This is a genomic window from Rothia sp. HMSC078H08, assembly GCF_001808955.1.
Taxonomy (GTDB): Bacteria; Actinomycetota; Actinomycetes; order Actinomycetales; family Micrococcaceae; genus Rothia.
In genome coordinates this window covers 193,415-219,026 of sequence record NZ_KV795256.1, presented here as the reverse complement: position 1 = coordinate 219,026, position 25,612 = coordinate 193,415, and the positions used below count along the sequence as shown (strand labels likewise).

20 protein-coding genes are annotated in these 25,612 nt (G+C 61.1%); 17 read left to right on the top strand and 3 right to left on the bottom strand.

Features of this window, described 5'->3' with window-relative positions; translation table 11 throughout:
* Nucleotides 1-129: 129 nt before the first annotated feature.
* Nucleotides 130-1,416: an AI-2E family transporter gene (locus HMPREF2528_RS06295; RefSeq protein ID WP_012903752.1), complete on the bottom strand. Its 1,287-nt coding sequence runs from the start codon at nucleotides 1,414-1,416 to the stop codon at nucleotides 130-132.
* Nucleotides 1,417-1,710: 294 nt separating this feature from the next.
* Here HMPREF2528_RS06295 and HMPREF2528_RS06290 point away from each other — a divergent pair, with 294 nt between their 5' ends.
* The 6 genes from HMPREF2528_RS06290 (at nucleotide 1,711) to HMPREF2528_RS06265 (ending at nucleotide 10,100) form a co-directional block, all read left to right on the top strand.
* Entirely contained in the window at nucleotides 1,711-2,709 is a 999-nt protein-coding gene (locus tag HMPREF2528_RS06290; RefSeq protein ID WP_070543283.1) for a tetratricopeptide repeat protein, read from the top strand.
* A 317-nt stretch (nucleotides 2,710-3,026) separates the two neighbouring features.
* Nucleotides 3,027-4,043 carry an ABC transporter ATP-binding protein gene (locus tag HMPREF2528_RS06285; RefSeq protein ID WP_070543281.1) on the top strand — a complete coding sequence of 339 codons (1,017 nt, stop codon included), beginning with the start codon at nucleotides 3,027-3,029 and terminating at the stop codon, nucleotides 4,041-4,043.
* A complete protein-coding gene (locus tag HMPREF2528_RS06280; RefSeq protein ID WP_070543277.1) occupies nucleotides 4,019-5,695 on the top strand; it encodes a transporter in 1,677 nt (558 codons plus the stop codon). Before HMPREF2528_RS06285 ends, HMPREF2528_RS06280 begins: the two co-directional genes overlap by 25 nt.
* A gap of 281 nt (nucleotides 5,696-5,976) precedes the next feature.
* A complete protein-coding gene (locus tag HMPREF2528_RS06275) occupies nucleotides 5,977-6,276 on the top strand; it encodes a DUF3039 domain-containing protein (RefSeq protein ID WP_005506434.1) in 300 nt (99 codons plus the stop codon).
* Between the two features lie 294 nt (nucleotides 6,277-6,570).
* Complete coding sequence (locus HMPREF2528_RS06270; protein WP_070543273.1) at nucleotides 6,571-8,358, top strand: DEAD/DEAH box helicase; 1,788 nt, start codon at nucleotides 6,571-6,573, stop codon at nucleotides 8,356-8,358.
* 320 nt (nucleotides 8,359-8,678) lie between these two features.
* Entirely contained in the window at nucleotides 8,679-10,100 is a 1,422-nt protein-coding gene (locus HMPREF2528_RS06265) for a transcriptional initiation protein Tat (RefSeq protein WP_141744693.1), read from the top strand.
* A gap of 176 nt (nucleotides 10,101-10,276) precedes the next feature.
* Here the strand turns inward: HMPREF2528_RS06265 and HMPREF2528_RS06260 are convergent, their stop codons facing one another.
* Nucleotides 10,277-10,903 carry an isochorismatase family protein gene (locus HMPREF2528_RS06260; protein ID WP_049333640.1) on the bottom strand — a complete coding sequence of 209 codons (627 nt, stop codon included), beginning with the start codon at nucleotides 10,901-10,903 and terminating at the stop codon, nucleotides 10,277-10,279.
* A 133-nt stretch (nucleotides 10,904-11,036) separates the two neighbouring features.
* Nucleotides 11,037-12,335 carry a nicotinate phosphoribosyltransferase gene (locus tag HMPREF2528_RS06255; RefSeq protein WP_049333638.1) on the bottom strand — a complete coding sequence of 433 codons (1,299 nt, stop codon included), beginning with the start codon at nucleotides 12,333-12,335 and terminating at the stop codon, nucleotides 11,037-11,039.
* Between the two features lie 277 nt (nucleotides 12,336-12,612).
* Between HMPREF2528_RS06255 and clpS the strand changes: the two genes are divergently transcribed.
* From clpS to HMPREF2528_RS06200, 11 genes are all read left to right on the top strand, one after another.
* Nucleotides 12,613-12,939: an ATP-dependent Clp protease adapter ClpS gene (gene clpS, locus HMPREF2528_RS06250; RefSeq protein ID WP_049333636.1), complete on the top strand. Its 327-nt coding sequence runs from the start codon at nucleotides 12,613-12,615 to the stop codon at nucleotides 12,937-12,939.
* Nucleotides 12,939-13,514 (top strand): DUF2017 domain-containing protein, encoded by a 576-nt coding sequence (locus HMPREF2528_RS06245; RefSeq protein ID WP_070543267.1) that lies wholly within the window; start codon nucleotides 12,939-12,941, stop codon nucleotides 13,512-13,514. Before clpS ends, HMPREF2528_RS06245 begins: the two co-directional genes overlap by 1 nt.
* 231 nt (nucleotides 13,515-13,745) lie before the next feature.
* Nucleotides 13,746-14,768: a glutamate racemase gene (gene murI / locus HMPREF2528_RS06240; protein ID WP_049343120.1), complete on the top strand. Its 1,023-nt coding sequence runs from the start codon at nucleotides 13,746-13,748 to the stop codon at nucleotides 14,766-14,768.
* The gene (locus tag HMPREF2528_RS06235) at nucleotides 14,759-15,643 is read left to right on the top strand and encodes an MBL fold metallo-hydrolase (RefSeq protein ID WP_049333630.1); all 885 of its coding nucleotides are present in this window, start codon (nucleotides 14,759-14,761) and stop codon (nucleotides 15,641-15,643) included. The genes murI and HMPREF2528_RS06235 overlap by 10 nt, the downstream gene beginning before the upstream one ends.
* A gap of 73 nt (nucleotides 15,644-15,716) precedes the next feature.
* Nucleotides 15,717-16,451: a ribonuclease PH gene (rph, locus tag HMPREF2528_RS06230; protein ID WP_049343119.1), complete on the top strand. Its 735-nt coding sequence runs from the start codon at nucleotides 15,717-15,719 to the stop codon at nucleotides 16,449-16,451.
* A 52-nt stretch (nucleotides 16,452-16,503) separates the two neighbouring features.
* Entirely contained in the window at nucleotides 16,504-17,157 is a 654-nt protein-coding gene (locus HMPREF2528_RS06225; RefSeq protein WP_070543264.1) for a non-canonical purine NTP pyrophosphatase, read from the top strand.
* 303 nt (nucleotides 17,158-17,460) lie between these two features.
* On the top strand, nucleotides 17,461-18,690 hold the full coding sequence (locus HMPREF2528_RS06220; protein ID WP_070543259.1) for an RDD family protein: 1,230 nt from the start codon (nucleotides 17,461-17,463) through the stop codon (nucleotides 18,688-18,690).
* Between the two features lie 358 nt (nucleotides 18,691-19,048).
* Nucleotides 19,049-21,151, top strand: coding sequence for a DNA gyrase/topoisomerase IV subunit B (locus tag HMPREF2528_RS06215; protein ID WP_070543255.1), 2,103 nt, complete (start codon nucleotides 19,049-19,051; stop codon nucleotides 21,149-21,151).
* Between the two features lie 525 nt (nucleotides 21,152-21,676).
* Nucleotides 21,677-23,248 carry a cytochrome ubiquinol oxidase subunit I gene (locus HMPREF2528_RS06210; protein ID WP_049352964.1) on the top strand — a complete coding sequence of 524 codons (1,572 nt, stop codon included), beginning with the start codon at nucleotides 21,677-21,679 and terminating at the stop codon, nucleotides 23,246-23,248.
* Nucleotides 23,249-23,269: 21 nt separating this feature from the next.
* Nucleotides 23,270-24,340, top strand: coding sequence for a cytochrome d ubiquinol oxidase subunit II (gene cydB / locus HMPREF2528_RS06205; RefSeq protein ID WP_070543251.1), 1,071 nt, complete (start codon nucleotides 23,270-23,272; stop codon nucleotides 24,338-24,340).
* Nucleotides 24,341-24,589: 249 nt separating this feature from the next.
* Entirely contained in the window at nucleotides 24,590-25,549 is a 960-nt protein-coding gene (locus tag HMPREF2528_RS06200) for a multidrug transporter (protein ID WP_083297884.1), read from the top strand.
* Nucleotides 25,550-25,612 lie beyond the last annotated feature (63 nt).

Sequence of the window (25,612 nt, the reverse complement as noted above, 5' to 3'; positions counted from 1 at the left end):
GCGGCTTTGGATAGAACATCCAAAGCCGCCGCCTTATGTCTTAAACGCCTGCTCGGTGGAAGAGCCGTGAGCGCGTAGAGAACCTAGAGGGGACTCTACAGCTGGGAGGCGACTACAACTGGGCGGTGACTACAGTTGGTCCTGGCGAGGAATGAACACCTCACGCACCAGAATCAGCATGGAAGCCGCCACCGGAATAGCAATCAGCGCACCCAGCACGCCCCAGAGCGCGCCACCGGCAGCCACAGAAATAATCGCAACACCGGCAGGAACCGAAACAGCGCGAGCCATAATACGCGGAGAAATCAGGTACGCCTCCACCTGCAAGTACAGGAAGTACGCCACCGCAAACCACAGCGCCAGACTCCAACCCTGAGTCAGCAGAATCAGCGAGGTCAAAATCAGCGCAATCACGCCACCAACCAGCGGAATGAACGCCAGAATCATGACGACCAAAGCCATCAACTGCGGGAAGCTAAAGCCCAAAAAAGCCATAATCAAGAACGCCACAAACGCGTTCAGCACAGCAACCAGAGCCTGACCCATCACGTAGTTACCCACCGACTCGGTAATCTTGTCGGTAATGTACTTGACGCGCACACGCTTGGACGCCGGCGCCAGGCGCACACCCCACGCCTTGATGGTGTCCATCGAGGTGAGGAAGTATAGAGACAGGAACAGCACAATAATCACGCCGGTCACGCTCTGCGCCAAAGTAGACCCAGCAGAAACCAAGCTCGACATGAAGCTATTGACCTGTGAAGAGGAGAACGTTGACTCCAAGAACTTAGGGACGTTCTCATTCACCCAGGTGCTGATGTTAAAACGCTGATCAAGCTCGTGGTACCAATCAGAATCAATTGTGTTCTGATAGATACCCGGCGCGTACTGCACAAACTTAGATGCCTGCTCGCTAATAATTGGGCCAATGGTCATGACCAGACCGGTCACAGCGCCAGCAAAACCAGCAAGCACAGCAATCACGCCGATACCGCGCTTAATGCCCCAAGACTCCAGGCGGCGCACAATCGGGTCTAGACCCAGAGCAATGAAAATAGCACCGGTCACCCAACCCACCAGGGCACCCACATTGTTGAAAATGTAGTAGGCGAAGAGCGCCAGACCCACGCCCACGGTCATGAGGAAACCAAAAGCGACCGGGTTGTGCATCATGGATGCCTTGCCGTTGCCGACCACCTTCGGTGCGGGAGGCGCATCCTCAGAAGCGGCGGGAACCACCGGAATGGTATCCGTAGGAGGCATAGAAGCGCGGCGGCGGTTGGAACGCACCTGGCTAATGCTTTCGGTCAGCTCGCTGAAGGTCTCCGTTAGCTGATCGGTGAGGGATTCCTTCTTGCGCGTCTCGGGGGACGATGTCGTCTCTGCGGGAGCTTCTGAGGCTTTCTTCTCGCTCATGCTCTTCCTTTCCGAATCATTCCGGGTATTTTTTCTCTACTGTGCCATTCTACCGGCTGGTTTACTTTGTTACGGCGTCCACGGTGAATCCCAAGGACAGGGGAGTGCATGTGGGAGAGATATTTGCGGGACGGATCGGGCAATAGCCCAAACGCTATCCCCGGCATGAGCTCAGAGCGTAGGCGACAGAGAACGGGCGCTCGCAACGGTGCGTTGTGGGGATAATAGAGGAAGGAACGCGTGAAGGATTTAGCCCGCACGCAACAATAGGTACAGAACGTAAAGGAGCCCAGGATGAGCATTATTTTTGATCCGGCAGACCGCGGCGCATCCCAGAACGCGGCACAGGGTAACGTCGCGCAGGGTGGTGCAGCGCAGAACGGGGTAGCGCCGGAGATTCCCGCCTCCGTACGCAACGCCATGGAACTGAACCCCAACGCGGCACAGTCTGCTGGCGAACAGGGCGGCGAGCAGACCCCCTCCGCCCCCACCTGGCGTTACGAGGTCAACACCCCCGAAGAGTTCCAGAAGTTCGTGCAGCTTTCCAGCCAGGGTGCCGTGATTTTTGCGCTCTACGCGCCGCACTCGCCCTCCTCTCTGCAGATGCTCGAAGGCGTGCAGAAGCTCGTTGACTCCGCCGCAGGTAGCATGATTTGCGCCGCCGTGGACGTCACCAAGCTCCCCGAAGCTGCCCAGGCATTCGGCGTGAGCGGCGTGCCCGCGGGTGTTGCCGTTCTGGCGGGCCGCCCGGCACCGATTTACACCGGCCCGGTCAGCGCAGAAGACCTCGGCGATGTGCTCTCTCAGGTTCTGCAGCTCGCGGCACAGTACCAGCTACCCGGTGGCTTCGACCCGGTCGTTCCCGAAGACGAAAAGCCCCTGCCGCCCCTGCACGCAGAAGCCGTCGCCGCCCTAGACCGCGGCGACCTGGAGGGTGCCCGCGCCGCATACCGCAAGGCAATCGCCGAGAACCCCGGCGATAAGGAAGCGAAGCTCGGCCTGGAACAGGTTGAACTGCTCTCGCGCGTGAAGGACCTGGACATGGCAACCGAGCGTGCGGCGGCTGCGGCAGACCCCATGAACATTGAAGCGGCGTTCAACGTAGCCGACTTGGACCTGGTGGGCGGCCACGTGGAGGACTCCTACAACCGTCTGCTGCGTCTGTTCAGCGCTGTTGGTCCTGACGATAAGGCGCGTGTGCGCGAGCGCCTCGTGCAGCTCTTTGACGTGGTGGGTGCATCTGACCCGCGCACCGTCAAGGCGCGTGCGGCACTGACCATGGCGCTGTTCTAAAAGGCGCTGTCACCCGGGAAACATCATGAGCCGGTCTAGCTAGCTCTGGCTAATCTAGGCGGCTGAAACGTTGAATACGGACGGGCTATCGTCTACCCCTGCACTCGGGCTGCGGGGGAGGCTGTAGCCCGTTCTGCGTTCGCGGGTTTGAGCGGTTTTAAGGGTGGGGAGAGCAGGCGACTCAACCTGTCTGATAGCGCGGTTGGATGGCATCTATAGCACCCCGAAATGTCCATATTATGCATTGTGAGTACTTAATAATGCAGGTTTCATCACCAAACCTGCTAGACCTCATGGGGGGGTGGTAGGGTGAAAATATGAACACTAGTCACTTTCCCCAAGACCCGAACCCGCAAGAACCAGGTTCACCGCAGAACCCGGTACAAGAGACCAACCCAGTACCAGAGACCGCAGTAGAGGCAACCCCCACCGCGGCAGTACCTCAAGCTATAGTCCCCGAATCTGTAGCGCCGGAAGCTGTAAACCCTGAGCCTGCAGCGCCGGAAGCTGTAGTTCCCGCATCGGTAGCACCGCAGCTACCCGTCACCCCGCAGGCCGCACCGGCCGCTGGCGCCCGCCCCGCCATCGAAATCCGCGGCCTCACCAAGGCATTCGGTCAGAAGGTCGCCGTCGACCGCATCAACCTGGATATCCCCTCCGGATCCTTCTACGGGCTGGTCGGCCGCAACGGCGCCGGTAAAACCACCACCATCTCCATGGTCACGGGCATGCTCATGCCCAGCGAAGGCACCGCATACGTGCGAGGCATCGACATGTGGACCGAGCCGCTCAAGGCCAAAGCACACCTGGGCGTGCTGCCTGACGGCGTGCACCTCTTCGACAAGCTCACCGGCGAGCAGCTCATCACCTACTCCGGCTACCTGCACGGAATCGATAAGGAAACTGTCGCATCCCGCGTCAAGGACCTGCTCACCGCAATGGACCTGACCGACGCTGCGGGTCGTGCCGTTGCCGACTACTCCGCCGGTATGACCAAGAAGATTGCGCTCGCCGCCGCGCTCGTCCACGCACCCTCCGTGCTGATTCTTGATGAGCCCTTTGAAGCGGTCGACCCGGTTTCCGCCGCTAATATTCAGGATATTCTGCGTGGCTTCGTTGCCTCCGGTGGAACTGTTATTATCTCCTCGCACGTGATGGACCTCGTGCAGCGCCTGTGTGACCACGTAGCCGTCATGGACTCCGGCCGTATTCTCGCCGCCGGAACCGTCGATGAAGTACGCGCCGGTATGAGCCTTGAAGAACGATTCGTGCAGCTGGTTGGCGGCCGCACCTCCTCGGAAGGATTGTCATGGTTGGGCACCTCGTCTCACTAAAGTGGCAGTATGTGCTCGCTTCCTTCCGCCGAAGCATCTGGGCGCTCATTGGCCTAATTTTTGCGGCGCTTTATGCGGGCGGTATGCTCTTCGGCCTCGGCTCCGCATACGTTATCGCTAACTCGGAGGTACCCGAATACGGTCAGCTCGGCGCCCTCCTTGTAGGCACCGTTGTGGCGCTCGCCTGGGCTATCGTCCCTATCTTTTTCAGTGGCCTGGACGGCACCCTGGACGAGAGCCGATTCGTGCTCTTCCCCATCAAGCCCTCCACCCTGCAGAAGGGCCAGTTCCTCGGCGGGTTCGTGGGTATCCCCGGCATTGCCAGCATCATTGCCGTGCTGCTGGGTGCGATCGCGTTTATATCGCAACCGCTCGCGCTGGTCGTGTACCTCATCTGCTGCGTGCTCGGCCTTGCGAACCTCATGGTGTGGGCTCGTCTCGCCAACCGCCTGGGCATGGCGCTGAATGATAACCCGCGCATCGCCAACACCCTGATGATCGTTGCCATGCTACTGATGATGAGCGCCGGCTTTATCTTCGGTGGAACGATAACCTACCTGACCAAGCACTGGGAAGAGGTGCTGCCCTACCTGCCGTGGCTCAGCGTGACGCCCTTCGGGTCGGCATTTGCGGTGCCCTACTTTATGGCGACCGGCAATATGGGTACCGCCCTTGGTTGCCTGGCTCTGACCCTCGTCTACCTGGCTGGCGGATGGTGGCTGTGGGGTAAGAACCTGGCACGCTCCATGGCGAATGTGGGCAGTAGCGCGCACCACGCCAGCGCTGCCGAAGTCGCCGCAGGTGATTTGGGTCTGTTGGCACGGTTCCCCGCAACCCCGCGTGGCGCCGTGGCGGCACGAACCCTGCACTCATTTCTGAAAGACAACCGTCTGCAGCTGCTGACCGCAAGCACCGCCATGCTTTATCTGATACTGACGGTGGCTATGCCCCTGTTCCTGAGCTCTGTAGGCTCCTTCGAAAGTCGGGCCAGTTTTAACGGCGTCAACGCGGCTGAAGCTAACCAGATCATCAATAGCGGCGTGATGCAGCTCTTCGGATTCTGGATGTACTTCTGCACCGTCTTCACCGGCTACTACATGTGCTACCTCGTCTCCTACGACAACACCGCATTCAGCCTGCACGTGCTCTCCCCGCTACGCGGTATTGACGATCGTCTCGGCCGTCTTTGGGGTTACAGCATCCTGATGGTTCCGATCGTGGTGGTGATGGTGTTCGTCGCCTCAGCGGCAAATGGACACCTGGAGCTTTTCCCCATCGTGCTGATGCACCAGCTGGGCGTGCTCGCCGCAGCGGCTGGTATGGGCAGCGTGATGGACACCTTCATTAGCCCGCCCGTGGCGCCTCCCGGGGCTAACCCGTTCAAGAACCCGAAGAACACTGAAGGCTTCGCTAAGCAGCTGCTGCTGATGCTCTCTATAGTTTTGGTGATGCTCAGCGCGCTGCCCGGCGGTATCTCTGTTCTCGTGTACATTTTCCGCACGCAGGATGTGCTGACCCTCGTATACGGCGGCTTGATTCAGCTGCTGATTGGTGCCGCACTACTAGTGGGCGGCGTGGCGTGGGGCGGCCACCGCTACGACAAGGTCAGCTCCAAGATGCTGGAACGCGTGGCACGCTTCCAGGCGAACTAACAAGAGTCGAAGCTCCAGCACATCAGGAATAAAAGAGAAGGGTTCCGTGTTAGGTACTAAACCTGGCGCGGAACCCCTTTTCTGTGCCACCCAAACTTCTAACGGAAAGAAGCTCACCGCAATACCTAAGAGTCTATGGTTGAGCTGTGGCCTGCCTCCATATTGACCGCCCGGGGGCTCAGCACCTCCCAACTGCTACTAAAATAGAGAAGGCGCCAATCACCCAACCGTGCAGCGGCGCTCCTCACCCTATGTATCCCACCTCATCATCAAGGAGAAACATGAGCTCGATCGAAGGCATCGAAGACCCCTTTGGCCCCGGAACCGCAGGCGGCACCGCCCTGCTCGAACGCGAAGAAACCCAGCTTTCTGAGCCCGGCGACCACGAGCGCTTCTCCCACTACGTACGCAAGGAAAAGATCCTCGAATCGGCGCTGACCGGTGAACCCGTGCGCGCCCTCTGCGGCAAAATGTGGGTACCCGGCCGCGACCCGCAGAAGTTCCCCGTCTGCCCCCAGTGCAAGGAAATCTACGAAGGCCTCGCACCCGGCAACGACGGCGACAACGGCTCCGGCGAATAATACGCGCCAGGCGACACGCCTGAGACAAATACGCCTGAATAAATACGAATAAATAACACGCCGCAGCAGCAAGACTCAACGGCCCAACACCGCTCATGAGACTTTGCTGACGAGCACCAAATTCTTGCACCACAGCCCGGCCCAACCCGCGGATGTGGTGCTAGAATTTAACCTCGCTGTGCCCGGACCGCCAGAGCATCAGGAACACTAGAGCGCCACCTCCTAACGGGGGAGAGGCACCTGCCCTGAGTCGGCAGAGGGTACCAGCAGAGGCAGACGAGGAAGAAGGAGAGAATGAGCGCAGCACCAGAGGAACCCACGCTATTTGACAGCATGGTGAAGCCGAAGCTCTCCCCGGCATACCCCGACCGCGCCCCCTGGGGCACCTCGGTGCACCTGCGAGCCTGGCAGGCCGAGGCCATGCAGAAGTACTTCGAAAAGAACCCCCGCGACTTCATGGCCGTGGCAACCCCCGGCGCGGGTAAAACCACCTTCGCGCTCACCCTCGCCAAGGAACTCTTCAACCGCGGCACGGTGCGCCAGCTCATCGTTGTGGCGCCGACCGACCACCTGAAGAAGCAGTGGGCGGACGCCGCCGCGAAGGTCGGTATTCCGATTGACCCGAACTTTAAGAACGCGGACGTGACCATCAGCCGCCACTACAAGGGCGTGGCGCTGACCTACGCGCAGGTGGCGAATAAGCCGCAGCTGCACGCGCGCAACACTGAGGCGACGAAAACCCTCGTTATTTTTGACGAGATTCACCACGCCGGAGACTCCCTCTCCTGGGGTGACGGCCTGCGCGAGGCCTTCGACGACGCGACCCGCCGCGTGGCGCTGACCGGCACCCCGTTCCGTTCCGATACCTCCCCGATTCCGTTCGTCACTTACGAGGTCGACAACGACGGTATCCGCCGCTCCAAGGCGGACTACTCCTACGGCTACGGCCCGGCGCTCAAGGATCACGTGGTGCGCCCGGTCATCTTCATGGCGTACTCGGGTCAGATGCGTTGGCGCACCTCCGCCGGTGAGGAAATGGCGGCAAACCTGGGCGAGGGCTTCACCAAGGACATCACCTCCCAGGCATGGCGCACCGCCCTGGACCCCAACGGCGAATGGATTCCGACCGTGCTCGCCGCCGCCGACAAGCGCCTGACCGAAGTGCGCCGCACCGTGCCCGACGCCGGCGCGCTCGTCATCGCCACCGACCACGCGGACGCCAAAGCCTACGCCGAACAGCTGCAGAAGATTACCGGCGAATATCCCACCGTGATCCTCTCGGACGACCGCGAAGCCTCCGCCAAGATCGACGAGTTCCGCGAGGGCACGCAGCGCTGGATGGTCGCCGTGCGCATGGTGTCCGAAGGCGTGGATGTGCCCCGCCTCGCCGTGGGCGTGTACGCCACCAGCACCAGCACCCCGCTGTTCTTCGCGCAGGCTATCGGCCGTTTCGTGCGTGCCCGCAAGCGCGGCGAAACCGCATCCGTGTTCCTGCCCTCGGTGCCGCAGCTGATGATGCTGGCCAACGATATGGAGGTCGAGCGCGACCACGCCCTCGACCGCGGCGCACCCCAGGAAATCGACCCCATGGTCGAGGGCCTGGACGACCACCTGATTGAGGAAGCAAACCGCGAGGAGCGCGCCTCCGAGCAGCTGGCCCGCGGCAAGTTCGAGGCGCTCGGCTCCGAGGCGTCCTTCCACGGCGTGCTCTTCGACGGCGCCGAGTTCGCCTCCGGCAACCTCGCCGTGGGCAGCGAGGAGGAGCAGGACTTCCTGGGCATTCCGGGCCTGCTGGACGCCGAGCAGGTGGGCACGCTACTGCGCGCGCATCAGCGTGAGCACGCGGCTCGTCGCCCGGCAACCGCGGTGCCTTCGGTGGTGGATCACCGCCAGTTGAAAGCGCTGCGCAATAAGCTGGCGAAGAACGTGGCGGCCTGGTCGATTCGCTCGGGTAAGCCGCACGGCGTGATTCACAACGAGCTGCGTAAGATTTGTGGCGGCCCGGCGGTGGCGCAGGCCTCCGCGGAGCAGATTCAGGCGCGTCTCGATAAGCTGTCGGACTGGTTCGTTGGCCGACGCTAGAACATAGGTAGAACGTATAGAGAAGCCCCGCGGGTGTGTATGCGCTCGCGGGGCTTCTGTGTGCATAAAATGCAGAAATATTGGGTCTGAGGCGCCATAATCATGGCGGCACGGAGATGGAACGTGTAGCCTAGTGGGGGTAAGTTCTTTAGAACATGCGGCATGGTCGCCGATTATAGGGAACTTTCCAATGATGCGCGGCATATAGGTCTATGCTGAGTCATCAAAACTTTAAGAAACACCATGCAACCAACCCCCGGATGGCGCGCGCCCCGATATCGTGCCAGGGGAATGATTGCACCAACCTTTGAAGGACAGTGATGTCTCATATTTCTCGCCGTAAGGTCGTGAAGGGTGTCGCCTGGGCAACCCCCGTGATCGCGGCTTCTTCAGTAGTGCCGGCCTACGCAGCGTCAAAACCAGATTGCACCGTGTCTGAAAAACCTTACATGGATATCAGCGCTGACATGTACAACCGACGGGAAGAAACAGAATATCTCTACGCGCACCACACCTACATTAAGGTACGTTTTGAACTGGTCGGTGGCGCAGGCGGCGGAAGCTTCGATAGGAGCTCTCCAGGCGGTTCCGGCGCGAAGGTTACCGGAGTCGTCGAGGTACCCGGTCCTGCGTCTATCGAGCTCATTGCAGGTGGCGGCGGAAGGGTCGATGTCCGAGGGTACGGGCCCACCCTGGACGAGTACCGGTCTGAAGGCTTCCAGGGTGGGCAAGGCTTCGGTAACGGTGGTGGGGTTCCTAACACTAGAATTCCCGATGACGTCATGAAAAAGCTGAGCGAACGCTGGGCATGGGCTGCAGATTGGGACCACGGACCGCATCCTAAGTTTCCCATGGAAGAAGTCTATGGATGCTCAGGCGGTGGTTCAACGGCACTGCTCATCAACGGTGAGGTTATTGCCGTTGCTGGAGGCGGTGGCGGCGGAACCACCCGTGCAACAATGTTCACAACGGAACCTGACCCGGACCATTTCCCCGGAATCGTAGACGTTCGTATGACCGGTCCAGAAAATCAGGCTCACCCGCCCGTGCGAAGTGTGGGCGGGTCGGGAGAACGAGCACGCGGTGGTGACGCCACAATCGGACGTGAGTATTATGCTCAGGACCCGAGCATTCAACTAACTGTTGAAGGCGGTAAAGGTGGCGGCGGAGGCATTGGTGGTGCTGGCGGCGCTAAGCCAACCGTGCTGACCGGTACCCCTAACGATGTCTTTAGCTTCGATAGCCAGAATAATCAGATTCTTTACAGCTCCTCCACTGCAGGTAACCCAGGCACTAATGGTTTGCAAGGGAACGGCGGTGACGGTGTAATGTCTGTGAGCTACCAGCTGGACAACCACAGTCTGTACGGCGGGGAATATGAAACCCTTAAACTCCCGGACGGGACCCACAAATACTTGTCTTACTACCAAGTTGCTCCATACTTCAACGGTGCCCAGATTATTGTGTCTGGAGGCGGGGGTGGCGGCTACGGCGGCGGCGGTTCGGGCGCAGCTCTCTCACAATCAGCGATTACGATTGCTCAAAAATGGAACAATAATCCGCAGGGTATTCGACAGAGTGTGAGCTCTGCGCAGGTTGCGGGTGCTGGAGGTGCGGGTGGTTCCTACCTGGCACCGAGTGTGATTGAAGGTGAGATTTCTCTATCAAATAACGCAGACCATTATAGTGAGTACGGAACCGGTGGTACCGCGACAGTGTATCTCTGTGAAGTGCCCTGGTAATAACCCGTCTTTGCCAGAGGTAAATTAAACCTCCGGCTCAGTGAAAGCCCCGAGAGTGTGTATGCGCTCGCGGGGCTTTTGCACGCCCGTAATATTTGTTCGCGTAGACGCAATAGGGCGGGCATCCCGAGTACTCTCGGGGTGCCCGCCCTATCGTTGTGCGAGTTGCGTTGAGGCTAGAGGACCTCTACGACCTCCACGCCGTCGGCTTCCAGTGCCTCGGCGGTTTCGTCGAGCTTATCCTCGTGCACCGGCGCGGTCAGGTCAATCAGAACGCGGGTTTCGTAGCCGGCGTCGACCGCATCGCGCGCGGTGGCTGACACGCAGTAATCGGTGGCGATACCGACAACATCAACGTACTCGATACCGCGCTCATCCAGCCACTCCGACAGGGGAGTCTGCGGGCCGTCCTCGGAAGCATCCGCGCCCGGCTCGTGCTCGCCGGTGGCCACCTCGTCCTCGGGGGCCAGCAGACCCTCGAAGCCCGAGTATGCGGCCTCGTAGCGGCCCTTACGGAAGTACGCCTCAATGTAGTCGGTGTCCAGGTTCTCGTGAATCTGCGCACCCTTGCTCTTGGCCACGCAGTGCACGGGCCAGGAGTCCACGAAGTCAGGGGTGTCGGAGAAGTGCGAACCCGGATCGATGTGCCAATCCTGGGTGGCCACGATTGCGTCGTAGCGGTGGTGGTTGTTCTCCACGAACTCGCTAATGAGCGAAGCCACCTCGGCGCCGCGCGCGGTCGCCAGGGAACCGCCTTCGCAGAAGTCGTTCTGCACGTCCACAATAATCAATGCCTTAGACATAGCCGTCCTTACAAGCCGTTCCTATACGGTCACGGGTAGAAGTATGGCGCGCCGCCCCGCGTGATTGCGCCGGATGCACCCCGTCCTTGAGGGGTATCGCGGCGGCTCGCGGGGCGGGCACCGTGGGGGAGTTTTAGATGAATTCGGTCGGGATAACCGGCTCGCCCTCGGAGAGGCGACGAGCGGCCTCGGGCAGCTCGGCCAGGGATGCGGCGTGGCGGGCGGTTGCGCGGCGCACGCCCTCCTCACCGGTGAAGCCGGGCAGCAGCTCGCCCTCGCGAACGAAGTCCACGAGCAGGGGGCGGGTGTCCTCGTGCAGGGCCGGGTCTTCGTGGGTTCCCAGAACCTCGGCCGTTGCGATGCCCATGCTGTTCAGGCGGCGGGCAGCGAGCTTGGCGCCACCCACCGAGGCCTTGCCGGCCGAGGCCTTCGCGACCGGCTGCATTTCGCCCGCGGAGTTCTCGCGGGCCACGACCTTGTACACCATGGAGGAGGTCGGCGCGCCCGAACCGGTCACCAGGCGGGTACCCACGCCGTAGGAGTCCACGGGGGCAGCGGCCAGCGAGGCGATGGCGTATTCGTCCAGGTCGCTGGTCACGGTGATCTTCGTATTGGTGTTACCCAGCGAATCGAGCAGTTCGCGCACGTGGGCGGCGGTGGTGACCAGGTCACCCGAGTCCAGGCGAACGCCGCCGAGCTCCTCGCCGGCCAGTTCCACGCCCAGGCGCACGGCGTTGTCCACGTCGTAGGTGTCGACCAGCAGGGTCGTGCGGGCGCCGAGGGAACGCAGCTGCGCTTCGAAGGCTTCGCGCTCGTTGTCGTGTAGCAGGGTGAAGGCGTGGGCGCTGGTGCCGATGGTGTGCAGGCCGTAGGAGCGGCCCGCCTCCAGGTTGGAGGTGCCGGCGAAGCCAGCGATGACGGCGGCGCGGGCTGCGGAGACGGCGGCGCGCTCGTGGGCGCGGCGCGAACCCATTTCGAGGCAGGGGCGGTTGCCGGCGGCGGCGGTCATGCGCGAGGCGGCGCTGGCCACGGCGGAGTCAAAGTTCAGGATGGACAGCAGGTAGGTTTCGAGGATGCACGCCTCGGCGAAGGTGGACTCGATCTGCATGACGGGGGAGTGGGGGAAGAACGCCTCACCCTCGGCGTAGCCGCGGATGTTGCCGCTGAAGCGGAAGGACTCCAGGAAGGAGAGGGTCTCCTTGTTGACGACGTTGCGGGAGGAGAGGAACGAGAGCTCTTCGTCGGTGAAGCGGAATTCGGAGAGTCCCTCGAGGAAGCGGCCGGTGCCGGCGAGCACGCCGTAGCGGCGGCCCGCGGGAAGGCGGCGGGTGAAGACCTCGAAGGTGCACTTGCGCTGGGCGGCTCCGGAGGCGAGAGCTGCCTGAAGCATGGTCAGCTCGTAGTGATCGGTGAGAAGCGAAGTAGTAGTCATGTGTCTAATTGTAGAGGGGGGAGCGGGCGTTTTTCTTGTTGTGACGGCGTGTCAATCACTACATAAAGTACTATTGACTATAAGTAGTGTAGTATGAAAAAGTACAGGCACTCTGCCCGCCGCCCGGCGCGTCCGGCCGTATAATCGAAAGAGATTCGGCCCCCGCACACACACCGGCCGCGAGCCGCCACGCTGCACGAAGTGGCGAGGCTCGGTTCCCAACAATCCGGCCCCACGAACTCCGGAATCCATCAGACCGGACCCCGAAGGACCCCCCATGAATAACGCAGCCGTGACCCTCTCCAGCGGAACCCTCACCGAAGGCGACACCGACCTGACCACCGAGCTCGAGAACATCCTCGCCGCTGATACCCCCTGGAACGTCATCGTCTGGAACGACCCCGTCAACCTCATGACATACGTGGCATACGTCTTCCGCAGCCACTTCGGCTACTCCCGCGCCCGCGCCGAGGAGCTCATGCTGCAGGTGCACCACAACGGCAAGGCCATCGTCTTCACCGGGCCCCGCGAGGACGCCGAAAAGCACACCCAGGCCATGCACGCCTGGGGTCTGCTGGCCACCTTCGAGAAAGTGGAGAACTAATGGCACGCCCCTTCCGACGCACCCCCGGCGGCTACACCGCACGATTTGAACAGCCCGAGCGCGAGCTCATCCGAGAACTCGCCGAGGATGTGCGCGCCCTGCTACGACCCTCCGACACCGCCGCCGACGGCAGTACCGTCGACCCGCTCGAGGCGCTGGTCGGCATCACCGAGAACCCCACGATTCCCGAGGACAGCGCCGTGGCTCGCCTGCTCCCCGTCGCCAGTAGCGACGAGGAAAGTGCGGCCGAGTACCGTCGCTACACCGAACGCGATTTGCGCGAAACCAAGCGCGCCAACCTGGCGATGCTCGCCTTAGACATTGAGTCGAGCGACCTGCGCCTGAACGAGGAGCACGCCCGCGCCTGGGCCGCTGCCCTCGGTGATATTCGCCTGGTGCTCGCCGACCGCCTGCAGATTACCGATGAAGAACGCGCCGACGAGATCGGCACCATCACCGACGCCTCGCAGGTCACTAACAATGAGGAGTACATGGCGATGGTGTACAACTTCATCTCGTGGGTGCAGGATTCGCTCATGCTTGCGATGATTGAGGGCCTGGACGAAGAGGAGTAGAGGCCTCTTCTCGGTTCATAAGGTGCACGCGCGCGCAGTAATATTGCCCGTCGACGTGCGATAGAACACCGCCCACTGAACGGATTTTTCGTTTGCCCCCTCGCACCGCCGTCACAGACCGTCTCATAATGGTGGTTCTGGACTCATCTAACCCCCTCCCGGGAAGAAACCACCCCGAACGCGGGTTAGCATAGAACGAGGAAACGACCGATACCGAAGTGTAGGTGACCCATGAGTGACAGCATCGACGCAACCAATCCCTACCGTGCCCGCACCCCCTGGGGAAGCCCCGAACCCGTAGCTCCCACCGCCGCGGCACCCATCGGCGTCTTCGACTCCGGCGTAGGCGGCCTTACCGTGGCCCGCGCCATCATGGATCAGCTGCCCCACGAACGCATCATCTACGTCGGCGACACCGCGCACGGCCCCTACGGCCCCCTCAAAATTGCAGAGGTGCGCGCCAACGCACTGCGCATCATGGACGAGCTCGTCGACTCCGGCGTGAAGATGCTCGTCATCGCCTGCAACACCGCATCCGCCGCCGTGCTGCGCGACGCCCGCGAACGTTACACCCGCCAGTACGGCATCCCCGTCATCGAGGTGATTCAGCCCGCTGCCCGCCGCGCGCTTGCCGCGACCCGCAACCGCAAGATCGGCGTAATCGCGACGGAGGCGACCGTCACCTCCCGCGCCTACGAGGACACCTTCGCGATTACCCCCAACCTTCAGGTGTACTCGGTGGCCTGCCCGCGCTTCGTGGAGTTTGTGGAGAAGGGCATTACCTCCGGCCCCGAACTGCTGGAGACCGCTCGCGAGTACCTGCAGCCGCTCAAGGATGCAGGGGTCGACACGCTCGTGCTCGGATGCACCCACTACCCGTTGCTGGCCGGCGTGATTTCCTACATCATGGGCGAGGACGTCACTCTTGTTTCCTCCGCGGATGAGACCGCCAAGGATGTATACCGCGAACTGCTCAACCACGCCATCGAGAGCCCGGTTCCCGAGGAGCACCCGCACCACGAGTTCCTCGCTACCGGCGAATCTGAGACGTTCTCGCAGCTGGCGCGCCGCTTCCTCGGCCCCGAGGTCACGAACGTACGTCACACCAAATCCGTGGCCGAGCGTTTCCCGACCGGCTCCTTTGCCACCATCACCCCCGAGATGCTGGCCGCACACCGCAACATCACCCTGGACGAAGACGTCGCCGAGGCCGAAGAGGCCGCGGCGACGCAGGAAGGTCCCGCATGCGCCTAACGATTATCGGTTGTACCGGTTCCTTCCCCGGCCCCGTCTCGCCGGCCAGCTGCTACATGCTCACCGCGACCGACTTCGCCGGCCGCACCTGGCGCGTCATCGTGGACATGGGCAACGGCTCCCTCGGCATGCTGCAGCGCCATATCGACCTGAGTGATATCGACGCGATTCTCATCTCGCACCTGCACCCGGACCATTGCATCGATCTGTCCGGTCTGCACGTGGCCGTCAAATGGGATCCGCGCGGCTGGCCCAAGGGACGTATTCCGCTCTACGGCCCGGCCGCCATTAACGAGTACCTTTCGGCGACCCACGGCTTGGACCCCGACCCGGGCATGAGCACCGAGTTTGAGTACCACACCTGGACCGAGGGCGAGCCCGTGCAGATTGGCCCGTTTCGCGTGGAACCATTCCGCGTGGTGCACCCCTCGAAGGATCCCTACGCCCTGCGCATCACCTGCAACGACCGCGAGGGCCACACGATTTTCGCCTACTCGGGTGATACCGACCTGTGCGAGGGCCTGGTTAAGGCCGCGCGCGGCGCCGACCTGTTCCTGTGCGAGGCCGCCTACCAGGAGGGTCGCGACGACGCCCTGCGCGGTATCCACCTGACCGGCAAGCGCGCCGGACAGGCCGCCCAGGAGGCGGGCGTACGCAACCTGCTGCTGACCCACTTGCCCGTATGGAACGACCCTGACATCGCCCGCGCCGAGGCACGTAGCGCCTTCTCCGGCCCCGTGGGCGTTGCCGAGATGGCCGCGAGCTACCGCATCTACCCGCGCCCCACTCCGGCGCATCCGGTGACCTCCACGCTGAACGTGGTGGAGGTGCTGGACCCGCCGCTCAAGACCGCCATTGCCCTCCCTAAACCCTAGCTGGACTAGCGCAAACCACATTCAACCCGACCAGGTTATAAGCACAACAGACCGACCGACCCAAGGAGAACCCATGACTGTGACCCGCGACGACGGCCGCGCCCTCAACGAACTGCGCCCCATCACCATTACCCGCGGCTGGTCCCGCAACGCCGAGGGCTCCGCCCTCATCGAGTTCGGAAACACCCGCGTGCTGTGCACCGCATCCTTCACCGAGGGCGTGCCGCGCTGGCTCAAGGGCGAGGGCAAGGGCTGGGTGACCGCCGAGTACGCCATGCTGCCGCGCGCCACCAACACCCGTTCTTCGCGCGAGTCGCTGAAGGGCCGCGTGGGCGGCCGCACCCACGAGATTTCCCGTCTGATTGGCCGCTCCCTGCGCGCGGTCATCAACATGGAGGAGCTGGGCGAGAACACCATCGTGCTCGACTGTGACGTGCTGCAGGCTGACGGCGGTACCCGCACCGCCTCGATTACCGGCGCGTACGTGGCCCTGGCCGACGCTATCGCCTGGGCGAAGGAGCAGAAGATTATCTCCGCCAAGGCTAACCCGCTGATTGATTCGGTGTCCGCGATTTCGGTGGGCATCATCGACGGTACCCCTATGCTTGACCTGCCCTACACCGAGGACGTGCGCGCAGAGACCGACATGAACGTGGTCGTCACCGGTAGCGGCAAGTTCGTGGAGGTTCAGGGCACCGCCGAGGGCGCCCCCTTCGACCGCGAAGAGCTCAACAGCCTGCTCGACCTGGCCCTGGAGGGCACCGCAGAGCTGGCCCAGATTCAGCGCGAGGCCCTGAAAAACGACTAACCCGCACGGCGCCCCACCCCGCACCGTGTGCACCTGTTGCAAAGGAGAAACCATGGCAGAAGCAAAGATTGTTCTGGCAAGCCACAACAAGGGCAAGCTCAAGGAGCTACGCGAGATTCTGCGCGGCCACATCGACGGCCTGGACGTTGACACCCAGGTCGTGGATGCAGCCAGCGTGAACGCACCCGATGTTCCTGAGACCGGTGTGACCTTCGCTGAGAACTCCCTGCTCAAGGCTCGCGCGGTCGCCCGGGCAACCGGTCTGATTGCTATTGCCGACGACTCGGGCCTGTCCGTGGACGTGCTCGGCGGCGCTCCCGGCATCTTCTCGGCCCGCTGGGCCGGCCGCCACGGCGATGACACCGCGAACCTGAACCTGCTGCTGGCTCAGCTGAGCGATATCGCTCCGGAGCACCGCGGCGCGAAGTTCTGCTGCGCCGCATCGGTGGCCTCCCCGGACGGCTTCGAGGCGGTTGAATACGGCGAGCTACCCGGCGAGCTACTGACCGCACCGGCGGGGGAGGGTGGCTTCGGCTACGACCCGATTCTGCGCCCCGTGGAGCTCAACGGCGAGAACGCCCTCTACGAGGGTAAGTACGCCGGCCAGTCCTGCGCACAGATCCCCGCCGAAATCAAGAACTCGATTAGCCACCGTGCGCGTGCTTTTGAGGCGCTGATTCCGCAGATTGCTGCGGCTCTGGCCTAAAACCGTCACTGGGGCGTTACAGCTTGTTTGCTGTGCCTGATATCTGTCGGGTATCTGCCTGGCGGAGGGACGAGTGCGATTTATTCGTACACCGCGGCCAAAATCCCCCATACGAATACCACTTAAAGGCACAATAGGTAAAGAAGCTTTACCTCAGGGTTAGTGACACCAAAGAGACTCGTCTGCTGAAGGTACCTTCGGCAGACGAGTTTTGTTGTTGAAAAGCACTTCAACGGAGCATCTGCCTGATGCCTGCTGCCACCGACCCCGGTAGAAAAACCTGCCGCGAAAGAGAACGCACCGATGTTCATCCTTCTCTTGCTGATGGCGCTGATGCTTGCCGTCGCCCTCTGGTCCTACTCCTACGTGTGGCGCGGCCTCAACCGCCGTGTTATCGCCGCCGTCAAGGTGGTCGACCCCATGATTACGCTCGGCCCGTACGCCATGGTGGCCTGGGCGGGGTTGATGGGCATCATCGCCACGAATATGTGGGCGACCGGTACCCTCCAGCTGGTGCTGAGCGTGGTGTTGTGGGTGATTGTTGCCGGTACTCTCGGCTGGGCTGGTTTTTGGCTCCTCATGCACTGCCTGGGCGGCCAAACCCCCGGCAAGCGCCCCATGTGGTGGCGTGAGGCGGTTGCCGCGAAGTTCGCCTGGCGTAACCTGTCCCGTATGCCCGCCTACCTGGGTGCTCGCACCAGCATCCTGCCGGTGGAGAACCCGCACCTGACCAAGCCGTATTCGGGGTCGTGGACTCGCCCGCTCGGTGCGACCATGCCCGGGTACAGCTCCAACGGCGAGTTTATTGAGGGCTTTGACGAGTTCGGTCGCAAGATGCCGCGCATCTACCCTGTAGGCCCTGAACCGACCATTTTTGAGATGGCGCGCTGGGGTAAGTCGGTGAGCTCCGATCAGCTGCTGACGACCTTCCTGCCGACCGCTCCGTTTGAGCGTCTGCGTCTGCCCGGCACTATGACGGGCCCCTTCACCTTTGCGGGGGAGGTGCCGCACGGTGCGGTGACGAAGTGGCCTCGCCGCAGCGGCGCAAACCGCGCCTTCGGCTCCTACGCTCGTCTGGGTGAAATTACCGAACGCAAGGTGGAGCTGCTGGTCGACCACCGCCTCATTGCGGCACTGCAGACCACCCGTGAAAGCTACGAACGCCGACACAGCTGGATGCTCGCCTTCACTGATATTGCAGACGGCGACTTCACGATGGACGCCGACGAGAATGGCAACCTGCGCATCACCTTCGGCATGATCACCGAGGGTTACGAGACTCCGTGGGTCTTCACCAGCACCCTGAAAGACAGCCCGCGCCTGCGCCGCAAGGTACGCCGCGCCATGCGCGAGCGTCGCGTGCTCAAGCAGAGCAGCGGCGAGCTGATGGACTGGTACTTCGTGCCGAAGCTCAGCGAGTTCCCCCACGGCCCGGCCACCAATGAGCTTCCCGAAGAGTTCTACTTCAAGTCCAATATCATGGTCACGAACCGTCACGAGAGCTCCTCTCGCGCCTCGGGTGAGGCTCACTAGGGCAGTGCCACTGCTATGAGGTGCCCAGAGTGGACACCTCAGAAGCGCACCCTAAAAATTCAGACATCCATGCACCGACTGCTACTCCATAGGGGAGTGGCAGCCGGTGCTTTTCTGCTGTTTCATTCTCTCGGCAGCGTCTAATAACGGTACAGAGAGCCTCATGACGGCGCAGGCAGAAGCGGGCAACAAGCCACGATAGAATAGAAACTTAGAGCACTATGAGCGCAAGCCCGGGGCATTTTCTCCCCTTCGCGAGCTTGCCGTGCTGAAAACATCTGCAGAGCATATTTGCAGAGAGCATCTGCAGGGAACGCCTGCAGAGAACACACAGCCATCATTTGCCGAAAGGATTCCCGTGGCGTCTTCGAACTACACCGCCCGTCACCTCTCCGTGCTGGAAGGTCTGGAAGCTGTACGCAAACGCCCGGGCATGTACATTGGCTCCACCGACTCCCGCGGCCTGATGCACTGCCTCTGGGAGATTATCGATAACTCGGTGGATGAGGCGCTCGCCGGTTTTGGCCAGTCCATTCAGGTCATTCTGTACCGTGACGGTTCGGTTGAGGTACGCGATGATGGCCGCGGTATCCCCACCGACATTGAGCCGCGCACCGGCCTGTCCGGTGTGGAGGTCGTGTTCACTAAGCTGCACGCCGGCGGTAAGTTTGGCGGTGGCTCCTATAACGCATCCGGTGGTTTGCACGGTGTGGGCGCTTCCGTGGTGAACGCGCTGTCTTCCCGTCTGGACGTGCAGGTGGACCGTGGCTCGAAGACCTACCAGATGTCCTTCCGCCACGGCATTCCCGGATTCTTCGAGTCCGGCCGCACCCCCAAGCCCGAAGATCCGTTCACTCCCGCAACCGAGGGCACTGACGCCCTGCAGATTGTGGGTCGCGCTAAGCGTGGCGTGACCGGCACCCGTGTGCGCTATTGGGCTGACCCGCAGATTTTCACCCCCGACGCTAAGTTCAGCTACGAGGACTTGGCTGCTCGTGCGCGCCAGACCGCGTTCCTCATTCCGGGTCTGCGTATTTGCATCCGTGATGAGCGCCGACTGCCCGGCACCCCCGGCGAGCTGGAACCCCACGAGGAAGTTTTCCAGTACGACGGCGGCATTAGCGAGTTCGTCGAGTTTCTGGCGCACGATGAGCGTATTACCGACACCTGGCGTTTTAGCGGCAGCGGATCTTTCACCGAGACCGTGCCGGTGCTGGGTGAGGACGGCCGCTCGCAGCTGACCGACGTGGAGCGCGATTGCGAAGTGGACGTTGCGCTGCGCTGGGGCATTGGTTACGAGACGACGGTCCGCAGCTTCGTGAACATTATTGCCACCCCCAAGGGCGGTACTCACACGACCGGTTTTGAGCAGGGCCTGCTGCGCGTGATGCGCAAGCACCTTGCCGATAATGCCCGCAAGTACAAGGTGGGTAACGACAAGATTGAGAAGGACGACGTGCTCGCCGGCTTGACCGCCGTGCTGACCGTGCGTCTTGCCGAGCCGCAGTTTGAGGGTCAGACCAAGGAGATTCTGGGTACCCCGGCGGTTCGCCAGATCGTGTCGAAGGTCGTGGGCGATGCGCTGAAGGCTCGCCTGGAGTCGACCGCCCGTGCGGAGAAGGCTCAGGCGACCGCTCTGTGTGAGAAGGTCGTCTCTGAGATGAAGACCCGCGTCTCGGCGCGCATCCATAAGGAAACTCAGCGCCGTAAGACCGCGCTGGAGTCTTCGTCCATGCCCACCAAGCTGGTGGATTGCCGTTCGACCAATGTTGAGCATTCTGAGCTGTTCATTGTGGAGGGTGACTCGGCGCTGGGCACGGCGCGTCTGGCGCGTTCTTCCTCGTATCAGGCTCTGCTGCCGATTCGCGGTAAGATCCTGAACACTCAGCGTGCTTCGGTGACTGATGTGCTCGCGAATGCTGAGTGCGCGGCGCTGATTCAGGTGATCGGTGCGGGTTCGGGTCGTACCTTTGACCTGGACTCTGCTCGCTACGGCAAGGTCATTATGATGACCGATGCGGACGTGGACGGCGCCCACATCCGTACCCTGCTGCTGACCCTGTTCTACCGTTACATGCGTCCGCTGATTGAGGCGGGTCGCGTGTACGCTGCGGTTCCGCCTCTGCATCGTGTGGAGGTGGTGCGCCGCGGCAAGCCGAACGAGATGGTGTACACCTACTCGGAGAAGCAGCTGCACGAGCTTCTGGATTCTCTGCGGGAGCAGGGGGTGTCCTATAAGGAACCCATTCAGCGTTATAAGGGTCTGGGTGAGATGGACGCTGACCAGCTGGCTGAGACGACGATGGATCCGCGTCATCGCATGTTGCGCCGTATTCGCATTGAGGATGCGGAGGCTGCCGAGCGTGCGTTCTCCTTGTTGATGGGTTCTGAGGTGGCTCCGCGTAAGGAATTCATTATTGCGGGTGCTCATCAGCTGGATGCCGAGAGCATTGATATGTAGAGCATCGATATGTAGCGTGCGGTACCTTGCGGGGCATTGCGGTGCCTTGCGGGGCAGTGGTGGCTGGCGTGTCACAATCCATGAATTTTGTGTGAGAATAGTCACGCAATTCTCGGAGATTCCGCGTAAATTCCGCATGAAACAGGCAAATTTAAGCTTTGAGCACTACTTGAAGCACCTGTCACAATCACGAAATCTGTCACCAAAATTTTGCAGAAAATATTAAAAACTGCAATATTTCACCAAGGTTCCGAAACTGCTTCTCAACCCCGCAAGGCACCATCGTGTCTCATTCCTCTCACCACCCTTGCATCGAGGGATAACGTCCAAGGTACCTTTAGCGAAACGTCAAACAATAAACGTCCATACTATGCACAGCCTACTCACAGCTTCTTAGGAAAACCCTGTACCTTAGAAGCATGAGAGACACTGTGTCAGTAACTCTCGTATGCCCTCCATCGATGGTGGACTACCCGAAATCTGGCACAAACGCACATTAAGTACACACATAGTAAGGACCTATCAATGGATCCCCTTGATTTTGGTAGGTGGCAGTTCGGTATTACCACCGTCTACCACTTCTTCATGGTTCCGCTGACTCTGGGTCTGGGCCTTGTGGTGACCTACCTGTACATTTGCTACGTTCGTACCAAGAAGGACGAATACAAGCGCATGACGAAGTTCTGGGGCAAGCTGTACCTCATTAACTTCGCTATGGGTGTGGCCACCGGTCTGGTTCAGGAATTCCAGTTCGGCATGGCGTGGAGTGAATACTCCCGCTTCGTCGGCGACGTCTTCGGCGCTCCGCTGGCAATGGAAGGCCTCTTCGCCTTCTTCGTTGAGTCGACCTTCCTTGGTCTGTGGATCTTCGGTTGGGACCGCCTCAAGCCCGCAGTCCACGCCTTCTGTCTGTTCATGGCAGTTCTCGGCTCCTGGATTTCTGCATTCTTCATTCTGGTTGCAAACTCCTGGATGCAGCACCCCGTCGGTGCAGAAATGATTGACGGTCGTCCCCGCATGACCGACATTGGCGCAGTGCTGATGAACCCCCTCGCATGGGTGACCGTCTCTCACGTCATCACCGCCGCTATTCAGGTTGCTGGTGGCTTCCTGGTTGGTATCGCATGGTACAAGCTGTGGCGTCGCCGCAAGGATGGTATCGACAAGGTCGTTGACGGCAAGGTTGTTGTTGGTGAGTCCGACAAGGGCGCACGTGACAAGACCGACTTCCAGGTCTGGTTCAAGTCCCTGCGCCTGGGCGCTGTTGTGGGCCTCCTCGCCTTCGCAGGTATCGGCGCGTCCGGTCACATTCAGGCACAGATGATGATCCACGAGCAGCCCATGAAGATGGCTGCTGCAGAAGCCGCGTGCCACGATGGCACCTCCTTCTCCGTTCTGACCGTCGGTGAACTCGGCGCTCAGAGCTGCGATAAGATCCACACCGTCATCGAGGTCCCCGGCGTGCTGTCCTTCCTGGCACACGACAACTTCGATACCCCGGTGAAGGGTATTCAGACCCTGCTGCCCGAGTACGAAGCTAAGTTCGGCACCAACCTGCCCAACAACCCGCTCTACGGTGAGCGTGCAGGTCAGAAGATTGATTACCTGCCCTCCCTCGAGGTCTCCTACTGGGGCTTCCGCGGCATGATCGGTCTGGGTGCGGTTGTACTGCCCTTCTACCTCTACGCACTGTGGGTAACCCGTAAGAAGGGCGTGGGCACCGTCCCCGAGTCCAAGCTGCTCAAGAACATTGCAGTCTGGTCCATCCTGGCTCCCTTCCTTGGTATCTCCCTCGGCTGGATCTTCACCGAAATGGGCCGCCAGCCCTTCGTTGTGGCTCCGAACCTTCAGGGTGACCCCTCGATTCACCTGTTCACTGCAGCAGCTATCTCCCCGGGTGTTTCCGGTGAAGAAATCCTCTTCTCCCTGCTCACCCTGGGCCTGCTCTACGGCGTGCTGATGGTGGTTGAGGTCTACCTGCTCATCAAGTACGTCAAGGCCGGCGTCGTGGCAGCAATGCCCGAGCTGGTTCAGTCGCCCCACGAGGACGAGTCCAACGACAAGTCCAAGCGCGATGTGCTGGAGTTCGCCTACTAGGCGGGTAAGGATTGATTCACCATGAACTTTGATTTCAATATCTTTGCCGGTCAGCCTGGCCTGCCCACCTTCTGGTTTGCTGCCATTGGTGTCTTCTTCATCATGTACCTGATCCTGGATGGTTTCGACCTGGGCGTCGGTATGCTGATGGGTTCCAAGTTCACCAAGAACGAAAAGGAACGTCGTCTGCTGCTGAACATCATCGGCCCCGTCTGGGACGGTAACGAGGTGTGGCTTGTGACCGGTGGTGCAGCTCTGTTCGCTGCATTCCCCATCTGGTACGCAGCCCTCTTCTCGGCTCTGTACATCCCCCTGACCCTCGCGCTGGTCTTCCTGATTCTGCGCGTGGTCGCCATTGAATACCGCGGCAAGAAGAACGACGAGAAGTGGATCCGTAACTGGAACATCGCTCTGTCTGTTTCTTCCTTCTTTATCCCACTGCTCGTTGGTGCTCTGCTGGGTCTGACCTCCATGGGTCTGCCCATCAACGAGAACGGCGACCGCGTCGGCGGCGCCTTCGCATGGGTCTCTCTGCCGGTTCTGCTCGGCGGTCTGGGCTTCGTTGGCTTCTCCCTGGTTCAGGGTCTTGCCTTCATCGCTCTGAAGACCGACGGTGATATCCGCGACCGTGCCCGCAACACCCTGGTACGCTGGGCTCCCGTCCTGCTGCTGCCGATCGTTGCATGGGTTCTGACTCTGGACTTCACCACCGGTAACGGCATCTCCTGGCTGTGCACCATCCTGGCTGTGGTTGCTGTTCTGATTGCTTGGATCTCCGCAAAGGGTGGCCGTGAGGGTCGCGCTTTCGCTGGTCTGTCCGTGTTCCTCGCATTCGGCGCTCTGGCAATCTTCACCGCAATGTACCCGAACGTTCTGCCCTCCACTCTGGACCCGGCATACTCGCTCACCATTGCGAACGCCTCCAGCTCCGAGTACACCCTGGGCGTTATGACCTTCGTGACCTGCCTTGGTCTGCCGGTCGTGTTCGTCTACCAGGCATGGACCTACTGGGTCTTCCGTAAGCGTCTGCACGTGGATCACATCCCCGAGGCTCACGACGCTACCGAACTGGCTGAACTGCCGACCAAGTAGCATGTAGCTGATTGAAGAATCCCCCTAATTTCTCTTCTGAGAAGTTCGGGGGATTTTTCTATGCACACAGTGGACTATGCACACAGAGGGCTATTCCTGCTGGAGACTATGCCCGCAGCGGATGCAGCTCGCGGCAGGCGAGTGGGCGCGCAAAAATTTTTGATGCACACCCCCCCCGAAATTCGGGCGCGACAGGGCACAGAACGTGTAATGTGGTGAACAACTCACTCTTATGAAAGGTGTTCAACGATGAAGTCCCTCAACCGTAGCTCCACCGTATCCGCCCCTCGCACCGGAACTAGCCCTCGCGCCAGCATGAGCCGCCGCCTGCTCGCCACGGGTGCCCTGTTCTGCATCGGCATCATGCCCCTGAGTGCCTGCTCGCTCTTCAACCCGCCGTTGGAACGCGACGAAAGCGTCCACGCCATCTTCGACGCGGAACAGGACATCGTAAAGATGCCCCTGGACGATTACCTCTACTACGAGAGGGGCACTCATTACGAATACACGGCCTTTCAGATTGCCATGAAGCAGTGCTACGCCGAACACGGGCAGAGCTACACCGACCCCGACCAAGCTCCCCAATCTGAAAGCGCGCCGCGTGGCGATCCGGGCCGAATGTACGGCCCCTGGAACGTCGAATACGCCAAGAAGTACGGATTCCAGAAGCGAGACCCCAACGCCAAAGCTCCCATCTCCGTCACCCCAGGGGCAAGCCTCAGCCCCGAGGAGAGGCTCATCATCGAATGTGAGGACAAGGCCCGCGAGACCCTGGACGCCGCGGTTCCCGAAGGTAAGAGGCCCGAGAACGACGTGCAGTCCACATACAGTCGTATCTCCACCGAGGCGGTCAACGCCGTTTACGGTAGCAAACTGCACCGCGAACTCGAAGAGAAGTGGAAGCAGTGCGTCTCAAACCGGGGGCTCACCCCCATTAAGGCAGGGGCGGTAGCAGAGGAAAGCCCGCTGAATGAGCAGCTGAGCAAGAACGGCGGTTTCAACGAGCCCGCCTCCGAAGAAGAGATTCGCATCGCCACCATTCAGGCCGAATGTAACCAGCAGGTCGGCATGAGTCAGCAGCTCTACGACCTGGAGGCACAGTACCAGATGCCGCTCATCCGCAAGTACCAGTCGCAGCTTGAGCAGGACCGCAAGGCAGAACGTGAGCGTGACGAGAAGTTCAAGCAGTACGTTCTGGAGCACCAGTAAACCGGGGCACTAAAAGACAGCGCACCGAAAGACGGCGCTAAGAAATAGGCAGCGCAGAGAAAT

What these genes read in the sequence shown, in the direction of transcription:
- HMPREF2528_RS06270 (WP_070543273.1), top strand. Translation starts at nt 6,571, where the DNA reads ATGAGCGCAGCACCAGAGGAACCCACGCTATTTGACAGCATGGTGAAG.
- HMPREF2528_RS06235 (WP_049333630.1), top strand. Translation starts at nt 14,759, where the DNA reads ATGCGCCTAACGATTATCGGTTGTACCGGTTCCTTCCCCGGCCCCGTC.
- murI (WP_049343120.1), top strand. Translation starts at nt 13,746, where the DNA reads ATGAGTGACAGCATCGACGCAACCAATCCCTACCGTGCCCGCACCCCC.
- rph (WP_049343119.1), top strand. Translation starts at nt 15,717, where the DNA reads ATGACTGTGACCCGCGACGACGGCCGCGCCCTCAACGAACTGCGCCCC.
- HMPREF2528_RS06295 (WP_012903752.1), bottom strand. Translation starts at nt 1,416, where the DNA reads ATGAGCGAGAAGAAAGCCTCAGAAGCTCCCGCAGAGACGACATCGTCC.
- HMPREF2528_RS06210 (WP_049352964.1), top strand. Translation starts at nt 21,677, where the DNA reads ATGGATCCCCTTGATTTTGGTAGGTGGCAGTTCGGTATTACCACCGTC.
- HMPREF2528_RS06225 (WP_070543264.1), top strand. Translation starts at nt 16,504, where the DNA reads ATGGCAGAAGCAAAGATTGTTCTGGCAAGCCACAACAAGGGCAAGCTC.
- clpS (WP_049333636.1), top strand. Translation starts at nt 12,613, where the DNA reads ATGAATAACGCAGCCGTGACCCTCTCCAGCGGAACCCTCACCGAAGGC.
- HMPREF2528_RS06220 (WP_070543259.1), top strand. Translation starts at nt 17,461, where the DNA reads ATGTTCATCCTTCTCTTGCTGATGGCGCTGATGCTTGCCGTCGCCCTC.
- HMPREF2528_RS06265 (WP_141744693.1), top strand. Translation starts at nt 8,679, where the DNA reads ATGTCTCATATTTCTCGCCGTAAGGTCGTGAAGGGTGTCGCCTGGGCA.
- HMPREF2528_RS06275 (WP_005506434.1), top strand. Translation starts at nt 5,977, where the DNA reads ATGAGCTCGATCGAAGGCATCGAAGACCCCTTTGGCCCCGGAACCGCA.
- cydB (WP_070543251.1), top strand. Translation starts at nt 23,270, where the DNA reads ATGAACTTTGATTTCAATATCTTTGCCGGTCAGCCTGGCCTGCCCACC.
- HMPREF2528_RS06260 (WP_049333640.1), bottom strand. Translation starts at nt 10,903, where the DNA reads ATGTCTAAGGCATTGATTATTGTGGACGTGCAGAACGACTTCTGCGAA.
- HMPREF2528_RS06290 (WP_070543283.1), top strand. Translation starts at nt 1,711, where the DNA reads ATGAGCATTATTTTTGATCCGGCAGACCGCGGCGCATCCCAGAACGCG.
- HMPREF2528_RS06200 (WP_083297884.1), top strand. Translation starts at nt 24,590, where the DNA reads ATGAAGTCCCTCAACCGTAGCTCCACCGTATCCGCCCCTCGCACCGGA.
- HMPREF2528_RS06280 (WP_070543277.1), top strand. Translation starts at nt 4,019, where the DNA reads ATGGTTGGGCACCTCGTCTCACTAAAGTGGCAGTATGTGCTCGCTTCC.
- HMPREF2528_RS06285 (WP_070543281.1), top strand. Translation starts at nt 3,027, where the DNA reads ATGAACACTAGTCACTTTCCCCAAGACCCGAACCCGCAAGAACCAGGT.
- HMPREF2528_RS06255 (WP_049333638.1), bottom strand. Translation starts at nt 12,335, where the DNA reads ATGACTACTACTTCGCTTCTCACCGATCACTACGAGCTGACCATGCTT.
- HMPREF2528_RS06245 (WP_070543267.1), top strand. Translation starts at nt 12,939, where the DNA reads ATGGCACGCCCCTTCCGACGCACCCCCGGCGGCTACACCGCACGATTT.